Here is a 24753-nt window from a genome sequence, read left to right as displayed (position 1 = left end):
CTTGGTGCGGGGGCTGCCGGACACGGGCACCGTTCCTTTCCAACAGCGCAGGGGGCAAAGGAGAGTATCCGGCGCGGACGCCGACGGGCAATCGAACCGCTCCGTACGGCCGTGTTCACCACCTCCGCCGGTATACTGCGGCCGGGCGGGGTGCCGAGCGGGGTCCCACCGACGCCCCCCGAGGGTCTCCGTTTGGCTGCCATGGCGCTCCACCGTCGATCGACAGGCCGCCGGGCACGATGGTGCCCGCGCGGATCGCTCGCGGCCTGGCTGGCGGCCGCGCTGCTCTGCGGACCATCGTCCGGCCTCGGCCAGGAGGGGGAGCGGAACGCCGCGGCCGGCGTCTCCGCCGAGCGGATCCAGCGCGCCGTCGAGAAGGCCCGCGACTTCCTCCTCCGGCAGCAGGAGCCCAACGGGTCGTGGGCGTCCACGATGGGGGACAAGAACAACCGCACCGGACCGTCGGCGCTGGTGATGCTCGCCCTCGCCAACGCCGGCGTCGGCCGCGACCACCTCCAGATGCAGCGCGGCCTCGACTGGCTGCGGCGGCAGAAGCCCGACGACACCTATTCCGTGTCGCTGCAGACGATGCTGCTGGCGATGGTCTCGCCGGATGCCGACCGGCCGATCCTGCGGCGCAACGTCGAATGGCTGTCGACGACACAGCTCGCGTCGGGGTCCTGGGACTACGGCAAGGGCCGCCGTGGGGGTGACAACTCCAACGCCCAGTTCGCGCTGTTGGCGCTCCACGAAGCCGACCGTGCCGGCGTCCAAGTCGCCGACGACGTCTGGAAAAAGGCGCAGCGCTACTGGACCGCGGCCGCCAACCCGGACGGATCATGGGGCTACACCCCCGGCGCCGGGGCCGGCACCGGAAGCATGACCTGCGCCGGCGTGGCGAGCATCTGGATCACCGCCGAGCACGTCGGCTCGCCGGACGCCCGCGCGACGGCGGACGCCGTGGCCTGCTGCGGCGGCGGCACGAGCCCGCGCGTCCTCGAGAAGGGGCTCGACTGGCTCGGCCGCCGGTTCTCCGTCGCCGAGAACCCCGGGCACGGCCCGATGTGGCATTACTACTACCTCTACGGCCTCGAGCGTGTCGGCCGGTTCACCGCCCGGCGCTTCATCGGCGACGCCGACTGGTACCTCGAGGGGGCGCGATGGTTCGTCAAGAGCCAGGATGAGTTCACCGGCCAGTTCCGCGGAACGCTCAGCGAGGATCCGATCGTCAACAGCGCCTTCGCGCTGTTGTTCCTGGCCAAGGGGCGCCGGCCGGTGATCGTGGCGAAGAGCCGTCACGGTCCCGACATCGATTGGAACCGACACGGGCACGACATCGCCCATCTCGTCGAGCACGTCGAGACGCGCTGGAAGCGTGACTACCCCGCCGGCCTGTCGTGGCACGTGGTCGACATGCCTTCGGCCGACGTGACCGACCTGCTCCAGGCTCCGGTGCTGTGGCTGTCGGGCAAGGACGGTCTCGACCTCGGGCCGGCGGCCGGCGAACGGCTGCGCCGCTACATCGACGAGGGGGGCTTCATTTTCGCCGAGGCTTGCTGCCCCCGGAGCGCGGGCTTCGACCGGAAGTTCCGCCAGCTCGTCGGCGAGATCTTCCCGGAGCCGGAGTACGACCTCCAGCTGCTCCCGCCGGAGCACCCCGCCTGGCACGCCGAGGAGATCGTGCCCGCCGAATTGCAGCGTCCGCTGCTCGGTATCGAGTACGGCTGCCGGACGTGCATCATCTACGCACCCCCGACCGACCTCGAGGCACCGCAGGCGGGGATGCCGAGCCTGTCGTGCCTGTGGGAGGTCGGTGGACCGGCACGGCGCGGCCTCGCCGCCGGCATCGCCAGCGAGGTCGACGCGGCCCTCGCAGTCGGGACCAATGTCCTCGCCTACGCGACCAACCGCGAGGTGAAACGCAAGGACGAGCTGTTCGCGATCACACCCGACGCCGTCGGCTCCGAGGACCAGTTCGACCGGGGGCGGTTGACGATCGCGAAGCTCCGCCACGGCGGGCTGTGCGACGCCGCGCCGGCAGCGCTGGCCAACATCCTCCGCAGCGCCGCCCGGGAACTGGGGATCCGAGTCGACGACACCCCCGATCTCATCGACCTCGCCGACGAGCGGCTGTTCGGCCATCACATGGCGTTCATGCACGGTCGCCAGCCATTCACGCTCGACGCGCCGCGGCGGGAGAAGCTGCGTGAGTTCCTCGGGCGCGGCGGCACGCTGCTGGCGGATGCGGTCTGCGCCTCGCCGGCATTCGCCACCGCGTTCCGCCGGGAGCTTGCAGCGGCCCTGCCCGACGCGAAGCTCGAGGAGATTCCCGCTGACGATCCGATCTTCACGGCGGGCGAATACGGCGGCTACGACATCCGCGAGGTCACGTTGCGGGAACCGCAGGGGGGCGGCGACGGCCCGCTCGCCGCGACCAAGCGCCGGATCGCACCCCGGCTCGAAGGAATTCGGATCGGGGATCGCTGGGCGGTGATCTTCTCCCCCTACGATCTGTCGTGCGCACTGGAGAAGCAGAACTCCATGGAGTGCACCGGCTACAGCCGCGAGGACGCCGAGCGGATCGCGCTCAACGTCGTCCTCTACAGCCTCAATCAGTAGCCGGGGTGGACGTCGCCGCTCCCGTGATGCCCGGCGCCGCGGTTCAGCGGCTCTCCGACTCGCTCTGGCCGCCCGAGAGGAAGCTCGCGTAGTACAGCAGCGCGAACACGCTTTGCAGCGTGGCGGCGACGTAGGTCCAGGCCGCCGCGTTGAGCACGCGGTTGACGTACGGCATCTCGTCGCCGGGCACGATCCCCAGATCCACCAGCTGCGCCTTGGCGCGGTTGCTGGCGTCGATCTCGACGGGGAGGTTGAGCAACTGGAACAGCACCGTCCCGCCGAACAGCGCGATCCCCAGCCACGCCAGCGGCTTGAGCGAGACGACGAGGCCGAGCATGAAGATCATCAGCCCGAACCCACTGCCCATGTTGGCCACGCCGACGGCGGCGTTACGCAGCGTCATCAGCGAGAATCCCTGATGATCCTGAAGGGCGTGACCGGCCTCGTGGGCGGCGATCCCCACCGCCGCCAGCGTGCGACCGCCGTACACCGGCGTCGACAGCCGCAGCGTCTTCGAGCGCGGGTCGTAGTGGTCGTTGAGCTGGCCGGGCACCTGCTCGATCGCCACGTCGGTCGCTCCCGCCGAATCGAGGATGTGGCGGGCCGCGGCCGCCCCCGACAGGGGTGCCGGCTCGTGTGAGGCGGTGGCAAACGACGCCTGCACGCGCCACTGGGCCCACAGACCGAGCAGCACCGCCGGGAGGATAGCGAGGAAATAGGCGGGATCGAAGAAGAAGAACGGCATGAAACGCTCCTGCGATCACATGGACCGGCGGTGCGGGAATCGCGGCGACGCGGAAGTAGTCTAGCGGGCCGAAGGCATCCGCCGACGCGGTCGGCGTCGCACCCCCGAGGCCCTTCCGATCGCCTCTCCCGGGCCTTCCGGCCCCGTGTGGCAACCATGCACTACGGACCTGCTCCGCACCCGGTTCACCGCTCCGGTTTTCGCCGCGCCCCCATTCTTCCGTGCCCAGGCGCGTGGACCGGGCTGGTTCTCGTCTGCCTCGTGCCCGTCGCGGTGCCGGGGTGTGCGCCGGGCGAGGCGGGGCCCGGGGCTCCCGCACCCGCGGCGACACGCGACGCGGACACATTGTGCCGGGCGATCGACGCGGAACTCGCCCGTGGCCGCGAGACCCGCCGCCTCGATGCGGCCGTCAACGGCGCCTGGCAGGTCGTGCACGGCATCCTCGCATACGGAGACGAGCTCCTTCTCGCCCACGACGGTGCCGTGACGCCGGCGATCGACCACGTGCTGGCTGGACGAGCGCTCCGCGGCTGGGCCCTGCGCCCGGGAGAGGTGGGACCGCGCGGCCTGGTCGAGGCCGGCAGCATCACCGGTCAGGGCCACCCCGACCAATGGCTCGGCTACCTCGCGCAGGCCGGCAGTGGCGGGTTCCCGGCGACGACGCCGATCGTCGTCGCCGGGCGGTCGTTCACCCTCGCAGACATGCTCGCCCAGGCCCGCTCCGACATCCGCCCCGGCCAGGAGGCGACGTGGACCCTGATGGCGCTGGCCGCCTGGTCGCCGCCCGATGCAGCGTGGACGGCCGGCGACGGCTCCCGCTGGAGCGTGGAACGCGTGGTGGCGATGGAGGCCGAGGCCGATCTCCTCTCCGCCGCGTGCGGCGGGATGCACAGGCTGTATGCCCTCGCCGCCGCCCTCGACTCCCACCGCGCGGCGACCGGGGTCGGCGACGACGCTCTCCGCGGCGGGTGGGCGCTGGCGCGCGACCGGCTCGACGAGGCCCTCGAGGTGATCCGCACCTACCAGCAGCCGGACGGCAGCTTCTCGGTGCACGATCTGGCCCGGCCGGGGCGCTCGGCCGACGTCACCGCCACGCTCTCGGCGACCGGCCATGCCTTCGAAGTCGTCGCCCGGGCGCTGGCACCCGAGCGGCTCACCGATGAGTGGGTGGTCCGGGCCGCCGAGCGTCTCGTGGGGCTGCTCGGGGAGACCGCCGACCTCGACCTCGAGTGTGGGGCGTTGTACCACGCCCTCCACGGTCTGCGGGTGTGGCGCGACCGCGTCTGCGGCGCGGTCGCCAAGGGGTGACGCCACGGGATCAATGCCCGGCCTGGATCGCCTCGAGGTGCGAGTGGATCGCGTCGACGAGGGCCCGGAGATCGCCGTTCCAGACGATCGTCGTCGCCTGTTCGGTGGCGAGGTTCTTGAGCTGCGCCGTGCCGCGGGCGAACTCGTCGCCGCCGATGATCAGTGCCACGCGGAAGCCGCGCTTCCCCGCCAGCTTGAGTTGCTGCCCGAGCTTGCGCGGCTCGGGGAAGAACTCCACGCCCATGCCGTCGGCCCGCAGGGCCGCGGCGATCCGCAGGTAATCGCCGAGATGGGCGGCGTCGAAGTGGACGAGGAACACCTCGGCAGCCGTCTCGGCGGCCGACACCCGCCCCAGCTCGTCGAGGCCGGCGAGGAGCCTGTCGATTCCCAGCGAAGCGCCGACGCCGGGGAGTTTCTGCTTCGTGTACAGGCCGGCGAGGTCGTCGTAGCGCCCGCCGGAACAGACGCTGCCGAGCGTCGGCAGTTCGTCGAGGAACGTCTCCAGCACGATCCCCGTGTAGTAGTCGAGCCCCCGCGCGATCGACGGATCGACGACCACCCGCCCGTCGGCGACCCCGGCGCGGGTGACGCCGTCGACGAGCGCCCGCACCGCCTCGACCCCCTCGCGGCCGACCGGATCGTCTCCGACCAGCGCCGCGACCGCACCGAGGACCTCGGCGCTGCCCCCCGAGAGGCCAGCCATCGCCACCAGTCGTGCCGCGGCCTCCTCGGGGGCCCCGTGCCCGACCATCTCCGCGACCACCCCCTCCGGCGGCAGCTTACCGAGCTTGTCGAGGCTCCGGAGCAGATCGGTGGCGCGGTCGGCGAGGCCAAGGGTGCGGAGGACACCGCCGAGGATCCGGCGGTCGTTGACGCGGATCGTGAACCTGCCGATGCCGAGCGCGACGAGGAGGTCGTGGACCACCAGGACCGTCTCCATGTCGGCCACGGCGCTGGTGGTGCCGATCGTGTCGAAGTCGCACTGCATGAACTCCCGGTAGCGCCCGCGCTGCGTGTTCTCGCCGCGCCACACGGTGGCCATGTGGTAGCGCTTGAACGGCGTCCCGAGGACACCGACGTGCTGCGCCGCGAACCTCGCGAACGGCACGGTGAGGTCGAACCGCAGCCCGACCTGGCGGCCACCATGGTCCTCGAACCGGTACAGCTGCTTGTCGGTCTCCGCGCTCCCCTTGCCGGTGAGCACGTCGAGGTACTCCAGCGCCGGCGTGTCGATCGGCGCGAAACCGTACGAACGGTAGACGCGGCGGGCGACGTCGAGAAGCCGCTCCCGGGCCAGCGCCTGGGCGGGGAGATGATCGCGAAAGCCCTTGAGGGTGCGCGGTTCGATCACGGTGGGGTCGTCCGGAGAGAGGGTCGCGGAGTCTACCAGCCCGATCGGCGCGGCCTCCATCGGCCAAACGGTCTCGGGTCGCGGCCGCTCCCCCGCAGGGGCGGGCTGGGTAAACTTCCAAGGATCGTCGGGAGAGACAACGATGCCGCCACGATCCACCCCTCTCGTCGCCGCCGGACTCGCGATCGTCGCGCTGGCCGCGCCCTCGGCCTGCGGCGCCGTTCCCGACTTCGAGCGCGACATCCGGCCGATCCTCGCCGAGCACTGCCTGCAGTGCCACGGCGCCGATGCCGCCGCCCGTGCCGCCGGGCTCCGCCTCGACCGGCGTGAAGCCGCCCTGGCAGGAGGGGATTCGGGGGGAGCGGCGATCGTGCCCGGCCGGCCCGACGACAGTCCCGTGATCGCCCGGGTGACGAGCACCGACCCCGACGTCGTCATGCCCCCGCCGGCGATCGCCAAGCCGCTCACGGCCGCCCAGGTCGAGTCGCTCCGCGCGTGGATCGCTGCCGGAGCCCCCTACGCCGACCACTGGGCGTTCACGATCCCGGTGAAGCGTGAGCTTCCCGGTGGCGATCCCGCGGCTCATCCGATCGACGCCTTCGTCGCGGAACGGCTCGCCGCCGAGGGCCTTGCCTTCTCGCCTCCCGCCGACGGCGCCACGCTCGCCAGGCGGCTCCACCTCGATGTCGTCGGCCTGCCGCCGTCCCCGGCGGAGCTCGCCGCCTTCGCCGACCACGGTCCCGACGCCACCGTCGCCGACCTGCTGGCCAACCCGCGCTACGGAGAGAAATGGGCACGCCCGTGGCTCGACCTCGCCCGGTACGCCGACACCAACGGCTACGAGAAAGACATGCCTCGCGAGATGTGGGCGTGGCGCGACTGGGTGATCGCCGCCCTCAACCGCGATCTGCCCTACGACCGGTTCGTGATCGAGCAGGTCGCCGGCGACCTGCTCCCCGGGGCGACGCAGGATCAGATCGTGGCCACCGGGTTCCTGCGCAACAGCATGCTCAACGAAGAAGGAGCGATCATTCCCGAGGAGTTCCGGATGGTCGAACTGTTCGACCGGATGGACTGCCTCGGCAAGGCGGTGCTCGGCGTGACGACGCAGTGTGCCCAGTGCCATTCGCACAAGTTCGACCCCGTGTCGCACCACGAATACTACGCACTGTTCGCCTTCCTCAACGACACGCACGAGGCCCGTTCGCCGGTCTACACGGCCGAGCAGTTGGCGACGCTCGCCGACATCCGTGCCCGGGTGGGCGCCGTCGAGGCCCGCGTCCGTGAAGCACGTCCCGGCTGGATCGACGAACTGGCCGCCTGGGAGCGCGAGATGGTTTCCCGACTCGTTTCCTGGACACCGATCCGGATGGACGAGATGAGCAGCAGCGGCCTGCTCACGCACCCGCAACAGCTCGACGACGAATCGATCCTGATGATCGGCCACCGCGACGGCGAGATGATCTTCGAGTCCGAACCCGACTTGGCCGGGGCCACCGGGCTGCAGCTCGAGGCCCTGCCCAATGGCGACCTGTTCATGGGGGGACCGGGGCGCGACGGCATCTGGGGAGTGGCGGAGCTGCGCGCCGCGGTCCGCCGCCCGGGGAGGGACGACTGGGAGCCGCTGCCGCTCTCGGCACCGTCGGCCGACCATTCCAATCCCGAGCATGTCGAGATCCGCCCCGCCTCGGCCGACGGCAACCAGCCGGAGCGGCGGATCCCGCACGGCCCGGTCACGGCGCTGGTCGACGGCGACGGTGACTCGGTGTGGGAATCGGATCGTGGGGAGGTCATCCGCCACCAGCCGTCGGTCGCGGTGGTGCGGTTCGAGAAGCCACTCGACCTGCCTCCCGGCACGCGCCTCAGGCTCACGCTGCGAATGCCCTCCGGCGCCGCGCCGCGCCAGCAGAGCCGGATGCTCGGCTGCTGCCGGTTCAGCCTGACCACGGCACCGCAACCGACCGCTCCGCCGGTCGACCACGGCGCGATCCTCGCCCTCCGCACCCCGGCGCCGGAGCGGACCCTTGCCCACCGGGAGGCGATCTTCACGGCCTGGATGAAGAGCCTCCCGGAATTGGCCCCGTCGGTCGCCGAGAGCGCCGCACAGTGGCAGCGCGCGACCCCGGCCGCGACCACGGTGCTCCATCTGGCCGCCCGACACGAGGGTGCCCGGCGTCGGACCCATCTGCTCGACCGCGGCGTGTGGAACAAGCCGCTCGAAGAGGTGGCGCCCGACGTGCCGGCGGCCTTGCATCCCTTGCCCGTCGACGCCCCGCGCGACCGGCTCGGGTTCGCCCGCTGGCTCGTCGACTCACGGTCGCCGCTGGCGGCGCGGGTCGCGGTCAACCGGGTGTGGCAGACGATCTTCGGTGTCGGGCTCGTCGATACCGCCGACGACTTCGGCACGCGCACGCCACTGCCTCCGTACCGCGACCTTCTCGACTGGCTGGCGGTCGACTTCATGGAGCACGGCTGGAGCCAGAAGCGGCTGATCGCGCTGGTCCTCTCGAGCCGCACCTACCGGCAGTCGTCGCACGCCGCGCCCGACCTGGTCGCCCGCGATCCCGCCAACCGACTGCTGGCACGCGGCCCGCGCTTCCGCGTCGACGCCGAGGTGGTCCGCGACCTGGCGCTGTCGGCGGCCGGGCTGATGACCCACGCCGTCGGCGGCCCGGGTGTCTTCCCGCCGGTGCCGCAAAACGTCCTCGACTACAACTTCGTCCGGATCGACTGGCCGACGGCCACCGGCCCGGAGCGGTACCGGCGGAGCGTCTACCTGTTTCGCCGCCGCTCGATGCCCGATCCGCTGCTGGCGTCGTTCGACTCTCCCAATGGCGACGTCGCCTGCGCCCAACGCGTGCGCTCCAACACACCGCTGGCGGCACTGGCCGGCCTCAACGAACCGGTGTTCGTCGAGGCCGCCCGGGCGCTGGCGCTGCGCGTGCTGCGCGACGGGGGTGCCGACGACACGGCGCGGATCGACCATGCCTGGCTGCTGTGCACCGGACGGCGCCCGACGACCGCCGAACGCACGACGCTCGCGGCATTCCTCGCCGACCAGCGGCGGCGCTTCGCCGAGGGGTGGCTCAACCCGCGCGAGGTCGCCACCGGCACCCCCGACACGATCCCGGCGCTCCCCCCCGGCTCGTCGCCCCAGGACGCGGCCGCCTGGACGCTCGCCGCCCGCGTGCTGCTCAATCTCGACGAGACCGTGACGAAGAACTGACGAGGCCCCCATGCCGTTCGCCCACCCATCGTTCCCCGACCCGATCGGCTCCGCGGCGGCCCGGGCGCGGGCACGGCGCTGGTTTTTCCGCGACTGTGGCGTCGGGCTGGCGGGAATCGCCGCCGGAGCGCTGGCGGCGCGGGAGGGAGGTGCGGCCCGGCCTTTGGCGCCGCGGGCGCCCCACCATGAGCCGAAGGCGCGCCGCGTGGTCTATCTCTTCCAGGCCGGGGCACCGAGCCAACTGGAATTGTTCGACCCCAAACCGGAACTGGCCCGCCGCGGCGGCAGCCTGCCCCCCGCCGAGTTGCTCGAGGGGTACCGCGCGGCGTTCATCAATCCCAAGTCGGCGCTGCTCGGGCCGAAGTTCCCCTTCCGCCCCCATGGCCGGTCCGGGACCGAGTTCAGCGACCTCGTGCCGCACATCGGCAGCCTCGCCGACGATATCTGCATGGTCCGCTCGCTGCACACCGACGCGGTCAATCATGCCCCCGCCCAGATCCTCATGAACACCGGCGCGCAGCAATTCGGCCGGCCGAGCTTCGGGGCCTGGACGCTGTACGGCCTCGGCAGTGACGCCGAGGACCTGCCAGGCTACGTCGTCCTCACCAGTGCCAACGGCACCAGCGGCGGGGCGAGCAACTACGGCGCCGGCTTTCTCCCCACGACCTACGGCGGCATCCCCTTTCGTCCCGGCGGCGACCCGCTCCTCTACCTCTCCAATCCGCGCGGCGTCGACCGCGACGCCCAGCGGGCGAGCCTCGACACCCTCGACAGGCTCAACCGGCTGGCGCTCGACGCCGTTGGCGATCCCGAGATCGCCGCCCGGATCGACGCCTACGAGATGGCGTTCCAACTCCAGGCCAGCGCACCGGATCTGCTCGATCTGTCGAGCGAAAGTCCGCAGACGCTCGCCCGCTACGGGATCGGCGACCCCGCGTCCCACTCCTACGCGCGGAATTGCCTCCTCGCCCGCCGCCTTCTCGAGCGCGGCGTCCGCTTCGTACAGCTATTTCACGAGGCCTGGGACACGCACGGCGACCTGGTCAACCGGATGCGGGCCAACGCCCGGGACGTCGATCAGGCCAGCGCTGCCCTGGTCGCCGACCTCAAGGAGCGCGGGCTCCTCGACGACACGCTCGTCGTCTGGGGGGGCGAGTTCGGCCGGACACCGATGATGCAGGGGGGGACCGACGGCCGCGACCACCACAACCGCGCTTTCTCGATCTGGCTGGCCGGCGGCGGCGTGCGCGCCGGCCACGTCCATGGCGCGACCGACGACTTCGGCTTCAACGTCGTCGCCGACGGCGTCCACGTCCACGACCTCAACGCCACGCTCCTCCACCTCCTCGGCTTCGACCATACGCGGCTGACGTATCGCTTCCAGGGGCGCGACTACCGCCTCACCGACGTCCACGGCACGGTGGTCGGTGGAATCCTCGGCTGAGGCTTCCCCGCTCAAGACCGCACCTTGTCGGTCTCGAAGGCGAATCGCGGCGCCCGGGTGGCGAAGGGGAGCCGAGCACCCTGCGGCATCAGGAAGGCGTGCGGACGGCCGATCGTGAGCACGTCGCACTCACCGTCGGTGATCACGAGGATCGGGGCATCGTCGGGAAAATCCTCGGCCCGCTCCAGCACCCGGATCCCCGGTTGGAGCACGGTGCCACCGCGGCCGTGGATCTCGACGGCGCCGACGAGCCGGTCGGGCTCGACGTAGCCCATGTCGTGGGTGCCGGCGTCGCACTGGACGACGCGGACGAGTGCCACGTCGCGGCTCGTCGCGTAGGCGGCGATCGCGCCGAGCCCGCGGCCGATGTCACGCGGACCCATCGATCCCGACGTGTCGAGGACGACGCCGAAGGTCCGCAGCGGCAGCCGCTCCCAGGGTCGCTCCCAGACCGGTCGGGGGATGTCGGGCGTGGCCGACTGCCGACGGCTGGCGCGGGCGAACGAGCGCCGCCGCTCGAGGGGAGGGAAAAAGTCGTCGAGCCATTGCCCGAGGGCGACGTCCCAGGGGATCGGCGGCTGGCACAGGCTGCGGATCTCCTCGACCATCTCGCCGGGGAGCAGCCCCCGGCCCCGGCAGCGCTCGACGTGGAGGTCGAGCCCGTCGGCAAGCGCGCGGCGGTAGAACTCGTCGAGGTCACACCCGGCGCCGCGCCACCATCCGGGGGTCCGGTCGCCGAGGATGTCGCCACACCCGACGCCGCCGAACGTCCGTGCCTTCGCCAGCCGGCGCCGGAGACGGAGATCACCGACGATCCGGTCGTAGAGGGCCTCGGCTGATTCCCGCTCCAGCGCCGCGTCGATGTCGAGCAGGCAGCCCGGGGGCATCGCCCCGATCCCCATCTGCACCAGCCACCCGTTGATCACGTAGTCGCAGGCCACGTTCCACAGGAACGGATCGCGCCCCTGCCGGCGCGCCTCGTGACGGAGGCCGACGTGGAGCAGTTCGTGGGCGATCACGAACTGCATCGTCTCCCAGGTCCAGGGGACAAGGGGATTGACGAACACCCGCCGCGCTTCCGAGTCGACCGCGGCGATCGCGATCCGCTCGCGCGTGCAGAAGGCCGCGTCCTCGACGATCTCGAACGACGCCGCCAGCGCCGCCAGCAGCGGGTAGTTGGTCACGAACCAGCTCCGGGCGCGCTCGGCGAGCGAGTTGGGATCGCCGCGCTTCCGGGCCGGGCCGCGTGCTGTCGCCCCCGCCTCCTCCACCGCGGCGGTCACCGCGGCCCGGACCGCCGCGGCGAGGCTCGCCGTCGCCGCCTGCCGGCGCCGGCGGTCGAACGCCGCCGCGTCCTCGCGGTGCACCCAGCCGGGCTGGCCGGCGCCGGCGAGCGCCAGCCCCGCCGTCGCCTCGAGCGCGGCCGGCCCCTGCGTGGCGAACCACCGGGCGATGGCGGCGAGATCCTGCCCCTGCGGCTCGACCCCGGGCAGCCACAGGCCATGGGGCCGCTGCCCGATCGGCATGCTCCGCAGGAAGCGCACCGCCTCCCACTCGCAGGCCCGCCGCCACGCCTCGTCGTCGCGGACCGGATCGACGTGATTGAAGGCGACGTGGAGCGTCGCCTGGGCGAAGACGTGGGCCCATTCGTCGGCCGTACCGCGATGCCAGGCGTTGGGCACGAGGTCAGCCCCGCCGCGTTGCCAGGACGCGGCCCCGCGGTCGGGTGTCACGGTGATCCGCACCCAGCCATCGGGCGGAAATGGCAGCGCCGGTCCGAGCCACAGCTGCACCACGGCGCCGGCTCCCGAGACGAGCCGCCCGTAGAGCGGATGACCCTGCAGCAGGCTCCATCCCCCCTTGATCGCCTCGAGGTGCTGCGCTGGCGGCGCCTTGGATCGTGCCATGGCCTCACTTCTTCGCCGCCAGCCGCGGCAGTGCCCGGGCCAGCTCGACGGTGTACCAGGCCGGCAGCGCCGCGCCGCTCTCGGTCTCGGTGACCACCAGCTGCGCCAGTTCGGTCGAGATCCGCGCCAGCGGCACGAGCAATTCCTTGGCCCGGTCGGCGAGTTCCCGGGCTTCGCGGCCGAGGCTCCGCTCGTCGTCGGGAAGCTCGCGGATCAACCGGTCGCGGAGCTGCTGGACGAGGAAGTAGAGGACGTCACGCTCCTCGGGCGCCTCGGGCCAGCCGCGCTCGCCCTTGAGGATCGCGGCGAGGTCGAAGGCGCGCTCGCGAAGCTTGACGAAGGTCACGAACTGCTGCGCGTGGGCCGGCGTCAGCAGACCCTGGGCGAGGACCTTGATCTGATCGAGGCCGATCCCGGGGCCATGGGACGCCAGTGCCTGCGAGAGCATGTGCCAGCTGCGCGGCGTGGAGAACGGCTCCTCGTGCTTCGGTGGACGGGCCCAGAGGTGGTCGGAGCGGGTTTCGACATAGGCGATCACGAGCGGATCGACGCCGGCGGTCCGCGCCCAGGCGAGCCAGTCACGGGCCGACGCCCGGAGCTGCACGTGGAGCAGCCGGTTGACCAGCGCCGAGGAAAGCGGCCGGGTAATCGCCTGGTCCTGCGAGCGGTTACCGGCGCCGATCACCACCGTCCCGGCGGGGAGGACGAACTCGCCGATCCGCCGGTCGAGGACGAGCGAATAAAACGCCTTCTGCACCTCGTGCGAGCAGGCGTTGAGCTCGTCGAGGAACAGGCAATACGGGTCGTCGCGGGCGATCAGTGTCGGCGGGCAGAAGCGCGACTTGCCGGCGACGATCTGCGGCACGCCGATGATGTCCTCGGGGGCGAGCTGCGACCCGAGCAACGACACGCACGGCAACCCGACGGCAGCAGCGAACGACCGGACCAGCGCCGACTTGCCGATCCCCGGCGGTCCCCAGATGAACACCGGCATCACGGGGGCGACTTCGAGGAGGAACGGCGCGAGTTGGGCTGGGGTGAGCGTTGCGGCGGCTTCCATCACGGATGGTCCCCGGGTGAAACGAGCTCGTCAGCATAGCCACTGGCCTTCCCTGCCACGGCCGCGGCCGACGGTATAACAGCGGTCGCCGTTTCCGCCCCCACCGCTCCGCGGAGCCCGACATGACCTCGATGACGGACCGATCGCCTGGCCACGAAGACGCAGCGGGACGGATCGCCGATCTCGAGAAGCTCCTCGACGTCGCCCGGCGGCTCGGAGCGACGACCGATCTCGATCCGCTCCTCGAGGCGATCGCCGCCGCCGCGACGTCAGTCCTCGATTGCCAGCGCGCGACCGTATTTCTCGTCGATGGCACGACCGGTGAGCTGTTCAGCCGCGTCGCCACCGGGATCGCGGATTCGCCGATCCACGAGATCCGCATCCCGGTCGGGGTCGGGATCGCCGGCGAGGTCGCCCGGAGCGGCGTCGCCATCACCATCCCCGATGCCTACGCCGATCGGCGCTTCAACCCCGAGTTCGACCGCCGGAGCGGCTTCCGCACCGCGAGCATCCTCGCGGTGCCGCTTGCCGACCACGACGGGCAGACGGTCGGCGTGCTCCAGGTGCTCAACAAGGCCGGTGGTCCGTTCGGGCCCCGCGACGAGCAGCTCGCCGCGTTCCTCGGCGGCCAGGCCGGGGTCGCCGTGCAGCGGCAGCTGCTCCTCGGCCACCTCGCCGAGAAGCAGCGGATCGAGCGCGACCTCGCCGTCGCCCGCGACATCCAGCTCGGGCTGTTGCCCAAGGAAGCGCCGGTGCTGCCGGGGTTCGACGTCGCCGGCTGGAACCGGCCGGCCGACGAGACCGGCGGCGACTACTACGATTTCCATCCCCTCGCCGACGGCAGCCTCGCCGTGACGATCGCCGACGCCACCGGCCACGGCATCGGGCCGGCGCTGGTCGCCGCCGAAGCGCGGGCGCTGTTCCGTGCGATCGTCGCCCCGGGGGTTCCCCTCGGCCCGGTCATCGCCCGGGTCAACGACCTCCTGTCGGCCGATCTTCCGGAAGGGAGGTTCGTCACGGCGCTGCTGGGAATCGTCGATCCCGCCACCGGGCGGCTCCGCTTCGTGAGCGCCGGTCACGGGCCGATCTTCGTCTTCCGGGCGGCGACCGGGGCGATGGAGGAGTTCGACAGCCACGGGCTGCCGCTGGGGCTGATGCCCGAGGCGCCGTTCGAAGACGAGACCGCCACGACCCTCGCCCCAGGCGACATCCTCGTCCTCCTTACCGACGGCTTTTACGAATGGGCGCGGCCCGACGGCGCCCAATTCGGCACCGAGCGCGTCGGCGAGATCCTCCGCCACTCGCACCACCTCCCCGCGGAACAGCTGATCCAGTGGCTCCGCGCCGCGGTCGAGGAGTTTGCAGCCGGAACCCGCCAGGCGGACGACCTGACCGCGGTGCTCGTCAAACGCACCGGCTGACGTCGTCGCGCCGCTGCCGTCCCGCCACCGGCCCGGGGGAACCGTGGCGTTGGTGCCCGACGGCGTTCAGAGGATCGGCAGTAACGCCGGCTTCGGGCTGCGGATCGACCGGCCGCGTGCCTCGCGCCGCCGGCCGTCTCCCACCTTTTCCCCGCCGGGACCGAGCACGGCCTCCATGTACTCGGCGACCTGCTCGGGCGTCTCGAAATACTGGTCGTAGACCCAGTCGTCCTCGTACTCGCAATCCTTGGTGGTGTACTCGCGGCAGATCGGCGGCCGGGTGTCGTAGATCCCGCAGCGATTGTCCCGCTGGAGGTGCTTGCAGACGGTGTGGACGCAGACGTACCAGCATCCCTCCTCGGTGAACACGGTGGCGTGCTCGTGGAGGAGGAACCAGCGGATGTACTCGAAATCCTCGCGCGTCGAGGGTGTCTCCAGGGGGAGCGCGAAGTAGCGGCAGCACTTCGCCGTGCAGTACTCGCAGAGCACGCGGTCGGCGGGGATTTCCTCGCGCTTCGGCTTGGTGCGAATCGGCGTCGCGATCGACATCGGTGGGCTCCGCAGGGTCGGCCCGTCCCGGGGCCGACCGCGGCATGGTACCAGTCCCACGGCCGCCCACGGCCGCCGATTCACCCGGCGGATGACCGCCCTATACTACGGGCTCACCGGAGGGAGGCGGTCGTGCCCAAGCGCTGGCAGGTCGAACCGCACGACGCGACGGCCGTCCTCGCCCTCGAGCGGTCGGCGCGGGTCTCGCCGATCGTCGCCCGGCTCCTCGTCGCCCGCGGCCTCACCGATCCGGAGGCCGCCCGGACCTTCCTCTCCGGGCGGATGTCCGACCTCCGCGACCCCGAGTCGCTTCCCGGCGTGCCCGCGGCGGCGGAGCGGATCCTCGCGGCGGTCCGGGACCGGCGGCCGATCGTCGTCTACGGCGATTACGACGCCGACGGCATGTGTGCCACGGCGATCCTCGTCGAGTGCCTGCGGGCCCTCGAGGCCGTCGTCGATTGGTACGTTCCCGACCGTTTCGAGGAGGGATACGGCCTCAATCGCGAAGCCCTCGAGGAACTCCACCGCCGGGGCACGGCCCTGGTGGTGACCGTCGACTGCGGCATCGCCAGCGTCGCCGAGGCGGCGCGCGCCCGCGAGCTCGGCCTCGAGCTGGTGATCACCGATCACCATGCCTACGGCGACGTCCTCCCCGACGCCGACGTTCTCGTCCATCCCCGACTGCCCGGGGCCGGCTATCCGTTCGGGGAGCTGTGCGGCGCGGGGGTCGCTTTCAAGCTCGCCTGGGCGCTGGCGGTGCGGCACTGCGGCGCCAGGCAGGTGAGTCCCCGGCTCCGCGAGGTGCTGCTGCGCGGCATCGGCCTGGCGGCCCTGGGCACGGTGGCCGATGTCGTGCCGCTCCTCGACGAGAACCGGATCACGGTACGCCACGGGCTCGAGAGCCTGCGGCTCAAAGGGGGGCCGGGAATCGACCGGCTCCTGGAATTGGCGAAGCTTCACGACAAGAGCCGGTTGGAGAGCGAGGACGTCGCCTTCCGCCTCGCACCGCGGATCAACGCCGCCGGGCGTCTCGGCCAGGCGGCGTTCGGCATCGAACTGCTCACCACCCGCGATGCCGCGCGCGCGGTGCAACTGGCCGACTGGATCCACCAACTCAACGACCAGCGCGACTCGCTCGAACGCAGCATCCTCCTCGCGGCCACGAAGCAGGCGAAGGAGCACTGCGCTGCCGACGACGCGGCGCTCGTGCTCGCCGACGGGGGCTGGCATGCCGGTGTGATCGGGATCGTCGCCGGCCGGCTGGCCGAAAAATGGCACCGTCCAGTGGTCCTCATCGCCCGCGACCCGCTCCAGGGGCGCCCGGCGATCGGCAGCGTCCGTAGCGTGCCGGGATTCGACGTCCACGCGGCGCTGGTCGCCTGCCGCGGGTTGCTCGTGTCGTGCGGCGGCCACGCCGCCGCCGCGGGGCTGCGGATCGAAGATCGGCAGATCGACGAGTTTCGTCGGGCATTCCGCGACGCGGTCGCGACGCGCCTCCCCGAGTCCCTGCGCCGGCCCGGCCTGCGGATCGACGGCGAGACGACCCTCGGCGCCCTCACGCTCGACGCTGCCGACGAGCTCGACCGGCTCGCCCCGTTCGGCCAGGGCAACCGCCGGCCGGTGCTGTGCGCCTCCGGTGTCCACCTCGCCGAACCGCCACGGGCGATCGGCAGCGGTGGCCGGCACGTGTCGATGACGCTCGTCCAGCATGCCGCCAGGATCCGGGCCGTGGCCTTCGGCGGGGCCGAATGGGTGCCCCACCTGCCGGCGTTAGGTAAGCCGTTTCACATCGCCTTCAAGCCGAAGGTCAACGAGTTTCGCGGACGCCGTTCGGCCGAGGTGGAGTTGGTCGATTGGCGACCGGCGGGAATCGACATCGGCGTCGACCTTCCCGAACCGGCAGCGGTCCCATCGGCCGGTGACTGACCGACGGCGGATCGTCACCGGCGACGGCGATCAGTCGAGCTTCACGTCTTCGGGCCGTGGTCCGTTTCCCGTGACCCAGGCGTAGCACGCGTCCATGCGCTGGCCGATTCCCTCCCAGTCGAAATGGTCGCGGACGTAGTCGCGGCCACGGCGCCCACGCTCGGCGAGTTGCGCCGGGCTCTCGGTGGTGGCCTCGCGGATGGCGCGGGCGAGGGAGTCGACGGCGGGCTCCACCCACCACCCGCTACGGTCGCGCTGGAGGACGGACCATGGCGTCGCCGTGGTCGTGATCACCGGCAAGCCCATGCCCATCGCCTCGGCAACGGCGATGCCGAAATTCTCCGAGTGGGAGGGGAGGACGAACAGTTCCGCGTCGGAGAGAAACCGCCACTTCGCCTCCCCCGTCACCTCCCCGATCAACCGCACGTCCGCGAGTCCACGGGCCGTGATCTGTCGACCGATCTCGCGCTCGTGCCCGTCGTCACCGCCGCCGGCGATCTCCAGGACCCAACCTGTCGGCCGGACTCGGGCCCACGCCTCGAGGAGCATCGGCACCCCCTTCTTGGCATGCAGCCGGGACAGGAACAGGCACCGGCGCGGGCGCGACGGGCCAGGCAGCGGGAACCGCCCCGTGTCACCACCGGTCGCCTCGATCGGCCGAGCGACTCCACCCCATGGTGCGGGGATCTCGACGCCGTTGGGAATCACGCAGACCGGATTGCGGAAGCCGAGATTTCGGATCGACTGCTTTTCCGACAGCGACGTGGCGTGGATCAGATCGGCCTGCATGAGCTGCCGGCGCTGCCAGAGGAAAAGAGCGACCTGTTTCCGGCATTGATGGTGCCGCAGGGCCCAGGGCTCGAGCATCCCACGCGGACTGATGACCAGCCGCACCCCCCGGCGTTCACCAAGCCGCTCGACGGCCAGTGAAGCCGCTTCCCACAACCCCTGGAGGTGGATCACCGCGGGCGGATTACCGGGACAGACATGGTGCTCGAGCCGCTGCCGCAGGAACTCGACGGCCCGGAACCACCGCAATCCTGCGGCCTCCACGGCCAGTCCACTCCACTGCTCGCGATCGACGAGCCAATCCGCCAGGGACCGGTAAACCCCGACGACCGCGACATCACCACGGCCACGACCGGCGACGGCCCGGGCGAGCCCCGACACCGACAGAAATGGACCGCCATCACGGCGGGAAAGCCCCGTGATGAGGAACACCGTGCGATACGGCGCCGCGGGGCGGGTCGCATTATGCATCGACGAGATCACGTGTTTGGGCCTGCCGCGAGCTTGTCCCCCGCCCGCCACGCCGCTTTCCGTCGTAGCTTTCATACCCTACAGCAAGGACATCGCCTCGGCATCCTCCCCACACGGACGAGCGCCCCCCCAAGCAGGTCTTCATGGGCCTCCCCCGGGCGACGTGCCCCCGACTCGCACGCTGTCACAACCCGATGGCTGACGCCGTCGGTGCGGGACCGATCGGTCACCCGCTGACCGACCGCGACGTCCGGCAAGGAGCGCAGTGGCCCCTGGCCAGCCGCCCCGAGCGAACACTGGGTCTCAGTCGCGGGTGATGCCTCCGGCGGGGCGAGCGGTGACGCGCAGCCGAGTGCCATTTTCTCGCACGCCGAGCCCCATCCACCGTGCGAGGCGCGGTTGTGGCGGCAGGCCGCGAGCGGTACATTCCATGGTCAAGTCAGAGAAGCGCCGTCGGTGGCGCTGCCGCAGGCCGTCGATCGGGGCGTAGCTCAGCCTGGCTAGAGCGCTACGTTCGGGACGTAGAGGTCGCTGGTTCGAATCCAGTCGCCCCGACTGATCGCCTGCAAACTGCCATCGTCCGGTGCGTACGGCATCCTGCCGAGCCTCACCGCCCGGAAGCGATCGTGTTCCGTCGGTTCACCACCCGACGGAGGATGGATCTTCGCGAGCGTTCCACCCTCGTGAGACCGCTCCCTGCACCGCCCCGACCGATCTGCTCCCCATGCCGACCTACGTCTACGAGACGATCCTGCCTGACGGGAGCGGTGGTGACCGCTTCGAGCGGATCGAGGCGATGTCGGCCGCTCCACTGGAGCGCCACCCGGACACGGGCGCCCCGGTGCGGCGGGTGATCACCGGCTTCGCGATCGGCGGCAAGCATGCCGCGTCCGGTGGAGCGGCGTCGCTGTCCGACAGGAATCTCGATCGCCTCGGCTTCACGAAGTACGTCAAGAGTGGAGACGGCCGCTACGAGAAGACCGTCGGATCGGGACCCGGTACGATCTCGGCCGACGACTGACGTTCGAGGGCCGCCCTCGGGGCTGGCGGCGCGCGCGAGGGGATATCGACGATGCTCGAAATCCTCGGGGTACCGGCCGTACTGTCGCGTCGCACGGGCCGCCGCGCGATGCTCCAGGCCGGGGGTGCGGGGCTGTTGGGCCTGTCGCTGCCCGGAGTGATGACGGCCGAGGAGGCCGGGGCAGCGGCCAGCCGGTACGCGGTTCGTCACCGTCCACTACGACTGCTGTGACGGCTACAGCCGGGATTCACACGTCCATTCCGACGACGTCCGCCGCTGGCTGCCGCCGGTGCGGCGGATCCGTTGCCGCGGGCAGGTAGCGGTGGCCCGCCGATTGCACCACCCGTGTGGCGGAATTACTCTCCCTAACCGGAATCTTCTCTCGTCAGGGGCTCACCATGGAAATCGTCGCCGTCGTCGCTGCGATCGTCCTTCTCCTCGTCGTGTTCCTCGGCATCCGTATCGTGCCGCAGCAAACCGCGTACGTCGTCGAGCGGCTGGGCCGCTACAACGGAGTTCTCACACCGGGCCTCAACGTCATCATCCCGTTCATCGACCGGCTCGCCTACCGCCACACGCTCAAGGAGGGCGCACTCGACATCCCGGAGCAAGTCTGCATCACCAAGGACAACGTCCAGGTGGCGGTCGACGGCGTCGTCTTCCTCCAGGTGATCGACCCCAAACTCGCGTCGTACGGGATCGCGAACTACACCTTCGCGGTGACGCAACTGGCGCAGACAACGATGCGTTCCGAGATCGGGAAGATCGTGCTCGACAAGTGTTTCGAGGAGCGTGCCAACATCAACGCCGCCGTCGTCGCCGCGATCGACGAGGCGGCATCAGGTTGGGGGGTCAAGGTGCTCCGGTACGAGATCAAGAACATCACCCCGCCGGATACCGTGCTGGTGGCGATGGAAAAGCAGATGCAGGCGGAGCGTGAGAAGCGGGCCACGATCCTCCAATCCGAAGGGCAGCAGCAGTCGGCCGTCAACATGGCCGAGGGGCAAAAGCAGAAGGTGGTGCTCGAGTCGGAAGCGTTGCGGCAGCAGCAGATCAACCAGGCGGAGGGAGAGGCGTCGGCGATCATCGCCGTCGCCGAGGCCACCGCGCAGGGCATCCGCCGTGTTGCCGAGGCGATCCGTGCCGAGGGCGGTCTCGAAGCGGTCCAGCTCCGTGTCGCCGAGCGGGTCGTCGAGCAGTACGGCAAGCTCGCCAAGGAGACCAACACGATGATCCTGCCGGCGAATTTCGCCGACCTCGGTGGGGTGATCGCGGCGGCGATGTCGGTCGTCAAGCAGTCGGACAAGGGAGGACGGTCCGGAGACGCGCCGGAACCAGGGAGGATCCGATGAGCGACATGCTCACACCGTCGACGATCTGGCTCGCGTTGGGATTCGCGCTGGTGGCGCTCGAGCTCGCCTCGGGGGCAGCGGTCCTGATTTTCTGTGGTCTGGGAGCGTTGGCCGTCGGCGCGCTGTTGGCGGCGGGAGCCACGCTGTCGACGCCGTGGCAAATCGTCTTGGCGGCGACCGCGGCGCCGGCATCCGCGTTCGTGCTCCGGCCGCTCCTCCTTCGCTCTTTCCGCTATCGTCACGGCTACCTGGACCACGTCGGTGCGGCAGTGGTGGTGGAGACGCCCGTCACCGACCAGGCCGCCGGGACCGTGCGACACCGGGGGACGGCGTGGCAGGCCAGGGCGGTGCACGGTGAATCCCTCTCCAGCGGTGAGCGCGGCATCGTGGCCGGCGTCGAGGGGATCGAACTGATCGTCCGCCGCGAGTGAACCGGGAACCGGCCCGAGGGACATCGTGAGCGGCTGGTCGATGCGGCACCACCGCCGGCTCAGCGGAACAGTTTTCCCAGATAGACGGTTCCGTCGGTCGCCGATCCCGTCCGCAGCAGCTCGTGAAACCCGAGCCGGGCGTAGAACCCCAACGCCCGGGCGTTGCGGGCGCTGACGCCGACATGGGCGCCGGGTGATCCGCGAGCCGCGAGCTTGTCCATCACCGCCTCCATCATCCGCCGTCCGTGGCCTTGGCCACAGGCCCGCTCGAGGAGATCGATGTGGAGGTGCGACGGATACTGGTGATAGGGCTCTGGGCAGTCGTAACACGGGCGGTGGTAGAGGGCGTGGACCGACTGCGTGCGCGTCCAGTTCGCCGGATCGCCACCGGGGAGAGGAAACCGGGCGACCAGCCGCGGTCGCCATTCCCGCTCGTAGCGCTCGTAGAACGACCGCGAGTCGAACGCCCCGAGCGTGTAGCCGCAGACGCCAGACTCGTCTTCGAGGATCAGGCTCAGATCGGGCTCGAAGGCGAGGTACGGACCGACATAGATGCGACCGAGCGCTGCGGGATCATCGCGGTACAGTCCCTCCCCGTCGGCGCCGTGGTCTCCGGTCTTGAGGCAGACGTACGCCGCCGCCGCGTCGTCGGCGACGGTTCCCCTGCGGATCGAGAAGCCGTTCATCGCGTCCCTTTCCGGGCGTCCCCCCGTGTGCGGCACGCTCATGACGACGATCGCTCCGCCGCGGCCGGCACGTCGAACCGTCCGCCGGCCATGAGGAGCCCGACGGCGATGCCACTGCACGCGGCACAGGCGGCGACGAGATGGAAGACCGAGGACCGCTCGATCACCCAGCCACCCACCACCCCGCCGACGAGAACGGTCAGGCCGAGGAACGTCGCATCGACGACGGTCATCGCCAGGGTCTGCACCTCCTCGTCGACGACCGCGAACACGGCAGCGCGCAGCGCCGACAGCAGCAGGCCGAACGCCAGCCCTTCGAGGCAGGCGGTCGCCGTGACGATCCATGCCGTCTGGAAGAAGATGATCAGGGCGTAACGCACCATGTAGAGGATGCCGGCGACGATCATCAGCCGCCGGGGGGACGAACGCGGCAGCCACCACGCCGCCAGGAACATCGCCGGCATCTCGCACATCACCCCGAAGAAGAACGTCCACCCCAGTTCGATGACTCCGCCGCCGGCCCCCTTGATCAACAGCCCCTGGTAATTGAACGTCGTCTGCACACCGAGATACATCAGGAACACGACGGCGAGCAGGAACACGTAGCGTGGATTCGCTCCGAGGCGGGCCAGGGCCCGCCCCGGAGCGAACGATGCCTTGTTCGCCATCCGCCCGTCGTCCGCCGCGGCCGCGGCCGGTAGCATGGCGACTACCGCGGCGAGGAGCACCGCGGCGACGACGGCGACGATGAACAGCGCGTTCCACGAGACGCCGACGACGAGAAACGCCGTTGCCAGGGCGGTGACCGCCCAACCGAGCGAGCCGAAGCCGCGGATCCTCCCGAACCGGTGCGCCGCGCCCTCGCGATCGAGGAACCGCAGGGTCCAGGCGTCGAGCATCGGGCCGATCGGCTGCTGGAAGAAGCCGAGCAGCGCCAGCGCGACGCGGATCCAGACGGTACCGGTCACCAACGGCAGCGCGGCGGCGACCGCCGCGAACGACAGCGCGGCGGCGACGATCGGCCAGCGGCTGCTTCGCAGATGGTCGCAGAGAAGTCCGAAGGCATACTGCCCGACCAGCGCCGCCCCGACGGACAGCGACATCATCACGCCGATCTCCGAGGCGGCGAGCTGCCGCTCCCCCTCGAAGTACATCACCCAGTAGCCGAGCACCGCCGCCGACATGGCCCAGAACAGGAAGTGGGCCGCCCGGAACCGCGTCTCTTCCGTCAGCCTCGTGGTCATCGGCAGCCGTCACGCGCCCGCGGTCGGATCGAACCGGGAACGGAGCAAATCGAGCGCCCGGTCGATGAACGACTCGGTGATCTCGCGCTCGTTGAGGATCGAGTAGCTGTAGCCCTTGTCGCGGACATAGCGGTTGCAGGTCCGCAGTGCCTCGCGGACATCGGCGTAGCCGATCCCCATCGAGTCAGGATGGATCGGCACCCCGGCACGGTCGAGGATCGACTGGATCGCCTCCGGCTCGTTTTCCTGGAGCAGGCTCATCAGGAAGATCCCGAGGTTGACCACCTTGCCGTGGAGGAAATGCTTCCGCGTCAGCGACTCCAGGCAGTAGTAAAAAAAGTGCTCGGACCCCTCCTCGTATTGGCAGTGGCCGACGCGGAGGTTTTCGACGGCCACGAACCGAAACCCCTCCATCAGCATCCGCAGCCCCCGTTCGCTGACGTCGTGGATCTCGGCGAGGTTCTCCTTGACATCGGCGAGGATCCCGGACGTCCGCTGCCAGAGCTCGTCGTCCATCCGGCCGTGACCACGAGCCACGGCCAGCTTCCAGTCGAACAGGGCGGTATGGCAACTGAGCAGATCGCAGACCCCGGAGCGGTTCATCACCGGCGGGGCCGATCGGACGATGGCAAAATCGCAGTAGATCTTCTCGGGAATCATCTCGCCGACATACTGCACCTTGCCGTCGACGCGGAGCGCGATCGGGTAGGAAAACATGGCGTCGACCGAAATCGCCGTCGGCACCTGATAGACCGGCCGGCCGGCTTTCCAGGCGTGGTACTTGGCGATGTCCATCGCCATGCCGCCGCCGAGGCCGACCGCCAGATCGAACGGCCCAAGGGCGGCATGCTCTTCCTCGAGGACGCGTGACTCCATCGAGCGGGTCATGACCAGCTGCGGCTCGAGCACGGCAAACCGATCGCCGTAGGCCTTCCACAGCGACGGATCCGTGACCAGCAGCACTCGGCTGCCAGCGGCAGCGGCGACGAGCTCCGCGGAGCAGCCGCTGCCGTAGACGACGTCGTAGCGGGCATTCCGGAGGCGGTCCATGGCGGCTCTCTCGGCGGGAATCGTCCGAGCAGGCTACCGCGCCGACCCTCACTCGCCCCCGCCGCACGGATGCGGCGGTCCCTCCAGCCGGCAAAGGCCAGGATGGCTTTGCCGCGTGAAACCAGCGCCCCCGCCGCACGGATGCGGCGGTCC

At 70.6% G+C, this 24753-nt stretch carries 19 protein-coding genes and 1 tRNA gene; 11 read left to right on the top strand and 9 right to left on the bottom strand.

Annotation, left to right across the window (positions count from 1 at the left end; genetic code table 11):
• The first annotated feature begins 201 nt into the window (after window positions 1-201).
• A complete protein-coding gene (locus FJ309_10955; protein ID MBM3955115.1) occupies window positions 202-2619 on the top strand; it encodes a DUF4159 domain-containing protein in 2418 nt (805 codons plus the stop codon).
• A gap of 43 nt (window positions 2620-2662) precedes the next feature.
• Here FJ309_10955 and FJ309_10950 read toward each other — a convergent pair whose 3' ends face one another.
• The gene (locus tag FJ309_10950) at window positions 2663-3364 is read right to left on the bottom strand and encodes a zinc metallopeptidase (protein ID MBM3955114.1); all 702 of its coding nucleotides are present in this window, start codon (window positions 3362-3364) and stop codon (window positions 2663-2665) included.
• A gap of 261 nt (window positions 3365-3625) precedes the next feature.
• On the opposite strand from FJ309_10950, the gene FJ309_10945 reads away from it, so the two are divergent.
• Window positions 3626-4672, top strand: a complete 1047-nt coding sequence (locus tag FJ309_10945) for a hypothetical protein (protein ID MBM3955113.1) — start codon at window positions 3626-3628, stop codon at window positions 4670-4672.
• 10 nt (window positions 4673-4682) lie between these two features.
• Here FJ309_10945 and hisS read toward each other — a convergent pair whose 3' ends face one another.
• A complete protein-coding gene (hisS, locus tag FJ309_10940; GenBank protein MBM3955112.1) occupies window positions 4683-6023 on the bottom strand; it encodes a histidine--tRNA ligase in 1341 nt (446 codons plus the stop codon).
• Between the two features lie 142 nt (window positions 6024-6165).
• On the opposite strand from hisS, the gene FJ309_10935 reads away from it, so the two are divergent.
• Both FJ309_10935 and FJ309_10930 read left to right on the top strand, forming a co-directional pair.
• Window positions 6166-9249 (top strand): DUF1553 domain-containing protein, encoded by a 3084-nt coding sequence (locus FJ309_10935; GenBank protein MBM3955111.1) that lies wholly within the window; start codon window positions 6166-6168, stop codon window positions 9247-9249.
• Between the two features lie 10 nt (window positions 9250-9259).
• The gene (locus FJ309_10930) at window positions 9260-10693 is read left to right on the top strand and encodes a DUF1501 domain-containing protein (protein ID MBM3955110.1); all 1434 of its coding nucleotides are present in this window, start codon (window positions 9260-9262) and stop codon (window positions 10691-10693) included.
• A gap of 11 nt (window positions 10694-10704) precedes the next feature.
• Here the strand turns inward: FJ309_10930 and FJ309_10925 are convergent, their stop codons facing one another.
• Window positions 10705-12600 carry a peptidase gene (locus FJ309_10925; protein ID MBM3955109.1) on the bottom strand — a complete coding sequence of 632 codons (1896 nt, stop codon included), beginning with the start codon at window positions 12598-12600 and terminating at the stop codon, window positions 10705-10707.
• Window positions 12601-12604: 4 nt separating this feature from the next.
• Complete coding sequence (locus tag FJ309_10920; protein MBM3955108.1) at window positions 12605-13660, bottom strand: AAA family ATPase; 1056 nt, start codon at window positions 13658-13660, stop codon at window positions 12605-12607.
• Window positions 13661-13782: 122 nt separating this feature from the next.
• Here FJ309_10920 and FJ309_10915 point away from each other — a divergent pair, with 122 nt between their 5' ends.
• A complete protein-coding gene (locus tag FJ309_10915) occupies window positions 13783-15081 on the top strand; it encodes a GAF domain-containing protein (GenBank protein ID MBM3955107.1) in 1299 nt (432 codons plus the stop codon).
• 66 nt (window positions 15082-15147) lie between these two features.
• On the opposite strand, the gene FJ309_10910 is transcribed toward FJ309_10915, so the two are convergent.
• Window positions 15148-15630: a YkgJ family cysteine cluster protein gene (locus tag FJ309_10910; GenBank protein ID MBM3955106.1), complete on the bottom strand. Its 483-nt coding sequence runs from the start codon at window positions 15628-15630 to the stop codon at window positions 15148-15150.
• A 132-nt stretch (window positions 15631-15762) separates the two neighbouring features.
• Here FJ309_10910 and recJ point away from each other — a divergent pair, with 132 nt between their 5' ends.
• Window positions 15763-17556 carry a single-stranded-DNA-specific exonuclease RecJ gene (recJ, locus tag FJ309_10905; GenBank protein MBM3955105.1) on the top strand — a complete coding sequence of 598 codons (1794 nt, stop codon included), beginning with the start codon at window positions 15763-15765 and terminating at the stop codon, window positions 17554-17556.
• A gap of 30 nt (window positions 17557-17586) precedes the next feature.
• On the opposite strand, the gene FJ309_10900 is transcribed toward recJ, so the two are convergent.
• Window positions 17587-18891, bottom strand: a complete 1305-nt coding sequence (locus FJ309_10900; GenBank protein ID MBM3955104.1) for a glycosyltransferase — start codon at window positions 18889-18891, stop codon at window positions 17587-17589.
• A gap of 405 nt (window positions 18892-19296) precedes the next feature.
• Here FJ309_10900 and FJ309_10895 point away from each other — a divergent pair.
• From FJ309_10895 to FJ309_10875, 5 genes are all read left to right on the top strand, one after another.
• A tRNA-Pro gene (locus FJ309_10895) sits at window positions 19297-19371 on the top strand.
• A 169-nt stretch (window positions 19372-19540) separates the two neighbouring features.
• Window positions 19541-19837, top strand: coding sequence for an FmdB family transcriptional regulator (locus tag FJ309_10890; protein ID MBM3955103.1), 297 nt, complete (start codon window positions 19541-19543; stop codon window positions 19835-19837).
• Between the two features lie 51 nt (window positions 19838-19888).
• Window positions 19889-20068 (top strand): hypothetical protein, encoded by a 180-nt coding sequence (locus FJ309_10885; GenBank protein ID MBM3955102.1) that lies wholly within the window; start codon window positions 19889-19891, stop codon window positions 20066-20068.
• Window positions 20069-20235: 167 nt separating this feature from the next.
• On the top strand, window positions 20236-21189 hold the full coding sequence (locus FJ309_10880) for an SPFH/Band 7/PHB domain protein (GenBank protein MBM3955101.1): 954 nt from the start codon (window positions 20236-20238) through the stop codon (window positions 21187-21189).
• Window positions 21186-21620, top strand: a complete 435-nt coding sequence (locus tag FJ309_10875; GenBank protein MBM3955100.1) for a hypothetical protein — start codon at window positions 21186-21188, stop codon at window positions 21618-21620. Before FJ309_10880 ends, FJ309_10875 begins: the two co-directional genes overlap by 4 nt.
• A gap of 59 nt (window positions 21621-21679) precedes the next feature.
• Here the strand turns inward: FJ309_10875 and FJ309_10870 are convergent, their stop codons facing one another.
• From FJ309_10870 to FJ309_10860, 3 genes are all read right to left on the bottom strand, one after another.
• Window positions 21680-22207 (bottom strand): GNAT family N-acetyltransferase, encoded by a 528-nt coding sequence (locus FJ309_10870; protein MBM3955099.1) that lies wholly within the window; start codon window positions 22205-22207, stop codon window positions 21680-21682.
• A 137-nt stretch (window positions 22208-22344) separates the two neighbouring features.
• Complete coding sequence (locus FJ309_10865; protein ID MBM3955098.1) at window positions 22345-23550, bottom strand: MFS transporter; 1206 nt, start codon at window positions 23548-23550, stop codon at window positions 22345-22347.
• A gap of 9 nt (window positions 23551-23559) precedes the next feature.
• Window positions 23560-24600, bottom strand: a complete 1041-nt coding sequence (locus FJ309_10860; protein MBM3955097.1) for an iron-containing alcohol dehydrogenase — start codon at window positions 24598-24600, stop codon at window positions 23560-23562.
• Window positions 24601-24753: the final 153 nt, after the last annotated feature.

It is taken from the genome of Planctomycetota bacterium, from assembly GCA_016872555.1.
GTDB lineage: Bacteria > Planctomycetota > Planctomycetia > Pirellulales > UBA1268 > F1-20-MAGs016.
Note: the sequence above shows the minus strand (reverse complement) of the source record. Positions and strands in the feature narration are given on the sequence as shown.

Excerpts from the sequence above, each read along its gene's own strand:
- FJ309_10955 (MBM3955115.1), top strand. The coding sequence starts at position 202 with ATGGCGCTCCACCGTCGATCGACAGGCCGCCGGGCACGATGGTGCCCG.
- FJ309_10950 (MBM3955114.1), bottom strand. The coding sequence starts at position 3,364 with ATGCCGTTCTTCTTCTTCGATCCCGCCTATTTCCTCGCTATCCTCCCG.
- FJ309_10935 (MBM3955111.1), top strand. The coding sequence starts at position 6,166 with ATGCCGCCACGATCCACCCCTCTCGTCGCCGCCGGACTCGCGATCGTC.
- FJ309_10930 (MBM3955110.1), top strand. The coding sequence starts at position 9,260 with ATGCCGTTCGCCCACCCATCGTTCCCCGACCCGATCGGCTCCGCGGCG.
- FJ309_10925 (MBM3955109.1), bottom strand. The coding sequence starts at position 12,600 with ATGGCACGATCCAAGGCGCCGCCAGCGCAGCACCTCGAGGCGATCAAG.
- FJ309_10920 (MBM3955108.1), bottom strand. The coding sequence starts at position 13,660 with ATGGAAGCCGCCGCAACGCTCACCCCAGCCCAACTCGCGCCGTTCCTC.
- FJ309_10915 (MBM3955107.1), top strand. The coding sequence starts at position 13,783 with ATGACCTCGATGACGGACCGATCGCCTGGCCACGAAGACGCAGCGGGA.
- FJ309_10910 (MBM3955106.1), bottom strand. The coding sequence starts at position 15,630 with ATGTCGATCGCGACGCCGATTCGCACCAAGCCGAAGCGCGAGGAAATC.
- FJ309_10900 (MBM3955104.1), bottom strand. The coding sequence starts at position 18,891 with ATGAAAGCTACGACGGAAAGCGGCGTGGCGGGCGGGGGACAAGCTCGC.
- FJ309_10890 (MBM3955103.1), top strand. The coding sequence starts at position 19,541 with ATGCCGACCTACGTCTACGAGACGATCCTGCCTGACGGGAGCGGTGGT.
- FJ309_10885 (MBM3955102.1), top strand. The coding sequence starts at position 19,889 with ATGCTCGAAATCCTCGGGGTACCGGCCGTACTGTCGCGTCGCACGGGC.
- FJ309_10880 (MBM3955101.1), top strand. The coding sequence starts at position 20,236 with ATGGAAATCGTCGCCGTCGTCGCTGCGATCGTCCTTCTCCTCGTCGTG.
- FJ309_10875 (MBM3955100.1), top strand. The coding sequence starts at position 21,186 with ATGAGCGACATGCTCACACCGTCGACGATCTGGCTCGCGTTGGGATTC.
- FJ309_10865 (MBM3955098.1), bottom strand. The coding sequence starts at position 23,550 with ATGACCACGAGGCTGACGGAAGAGACGCGGTTCCGGGCGGCCCACTTC.
- FJ309_10860 (MBM3955097.1), bottom strand. The coding sequence starts at position 24,600 with ATGGACCGCCTCCGGAATGCCCGCTACGACGTCGTCTACGGCAGCGGC.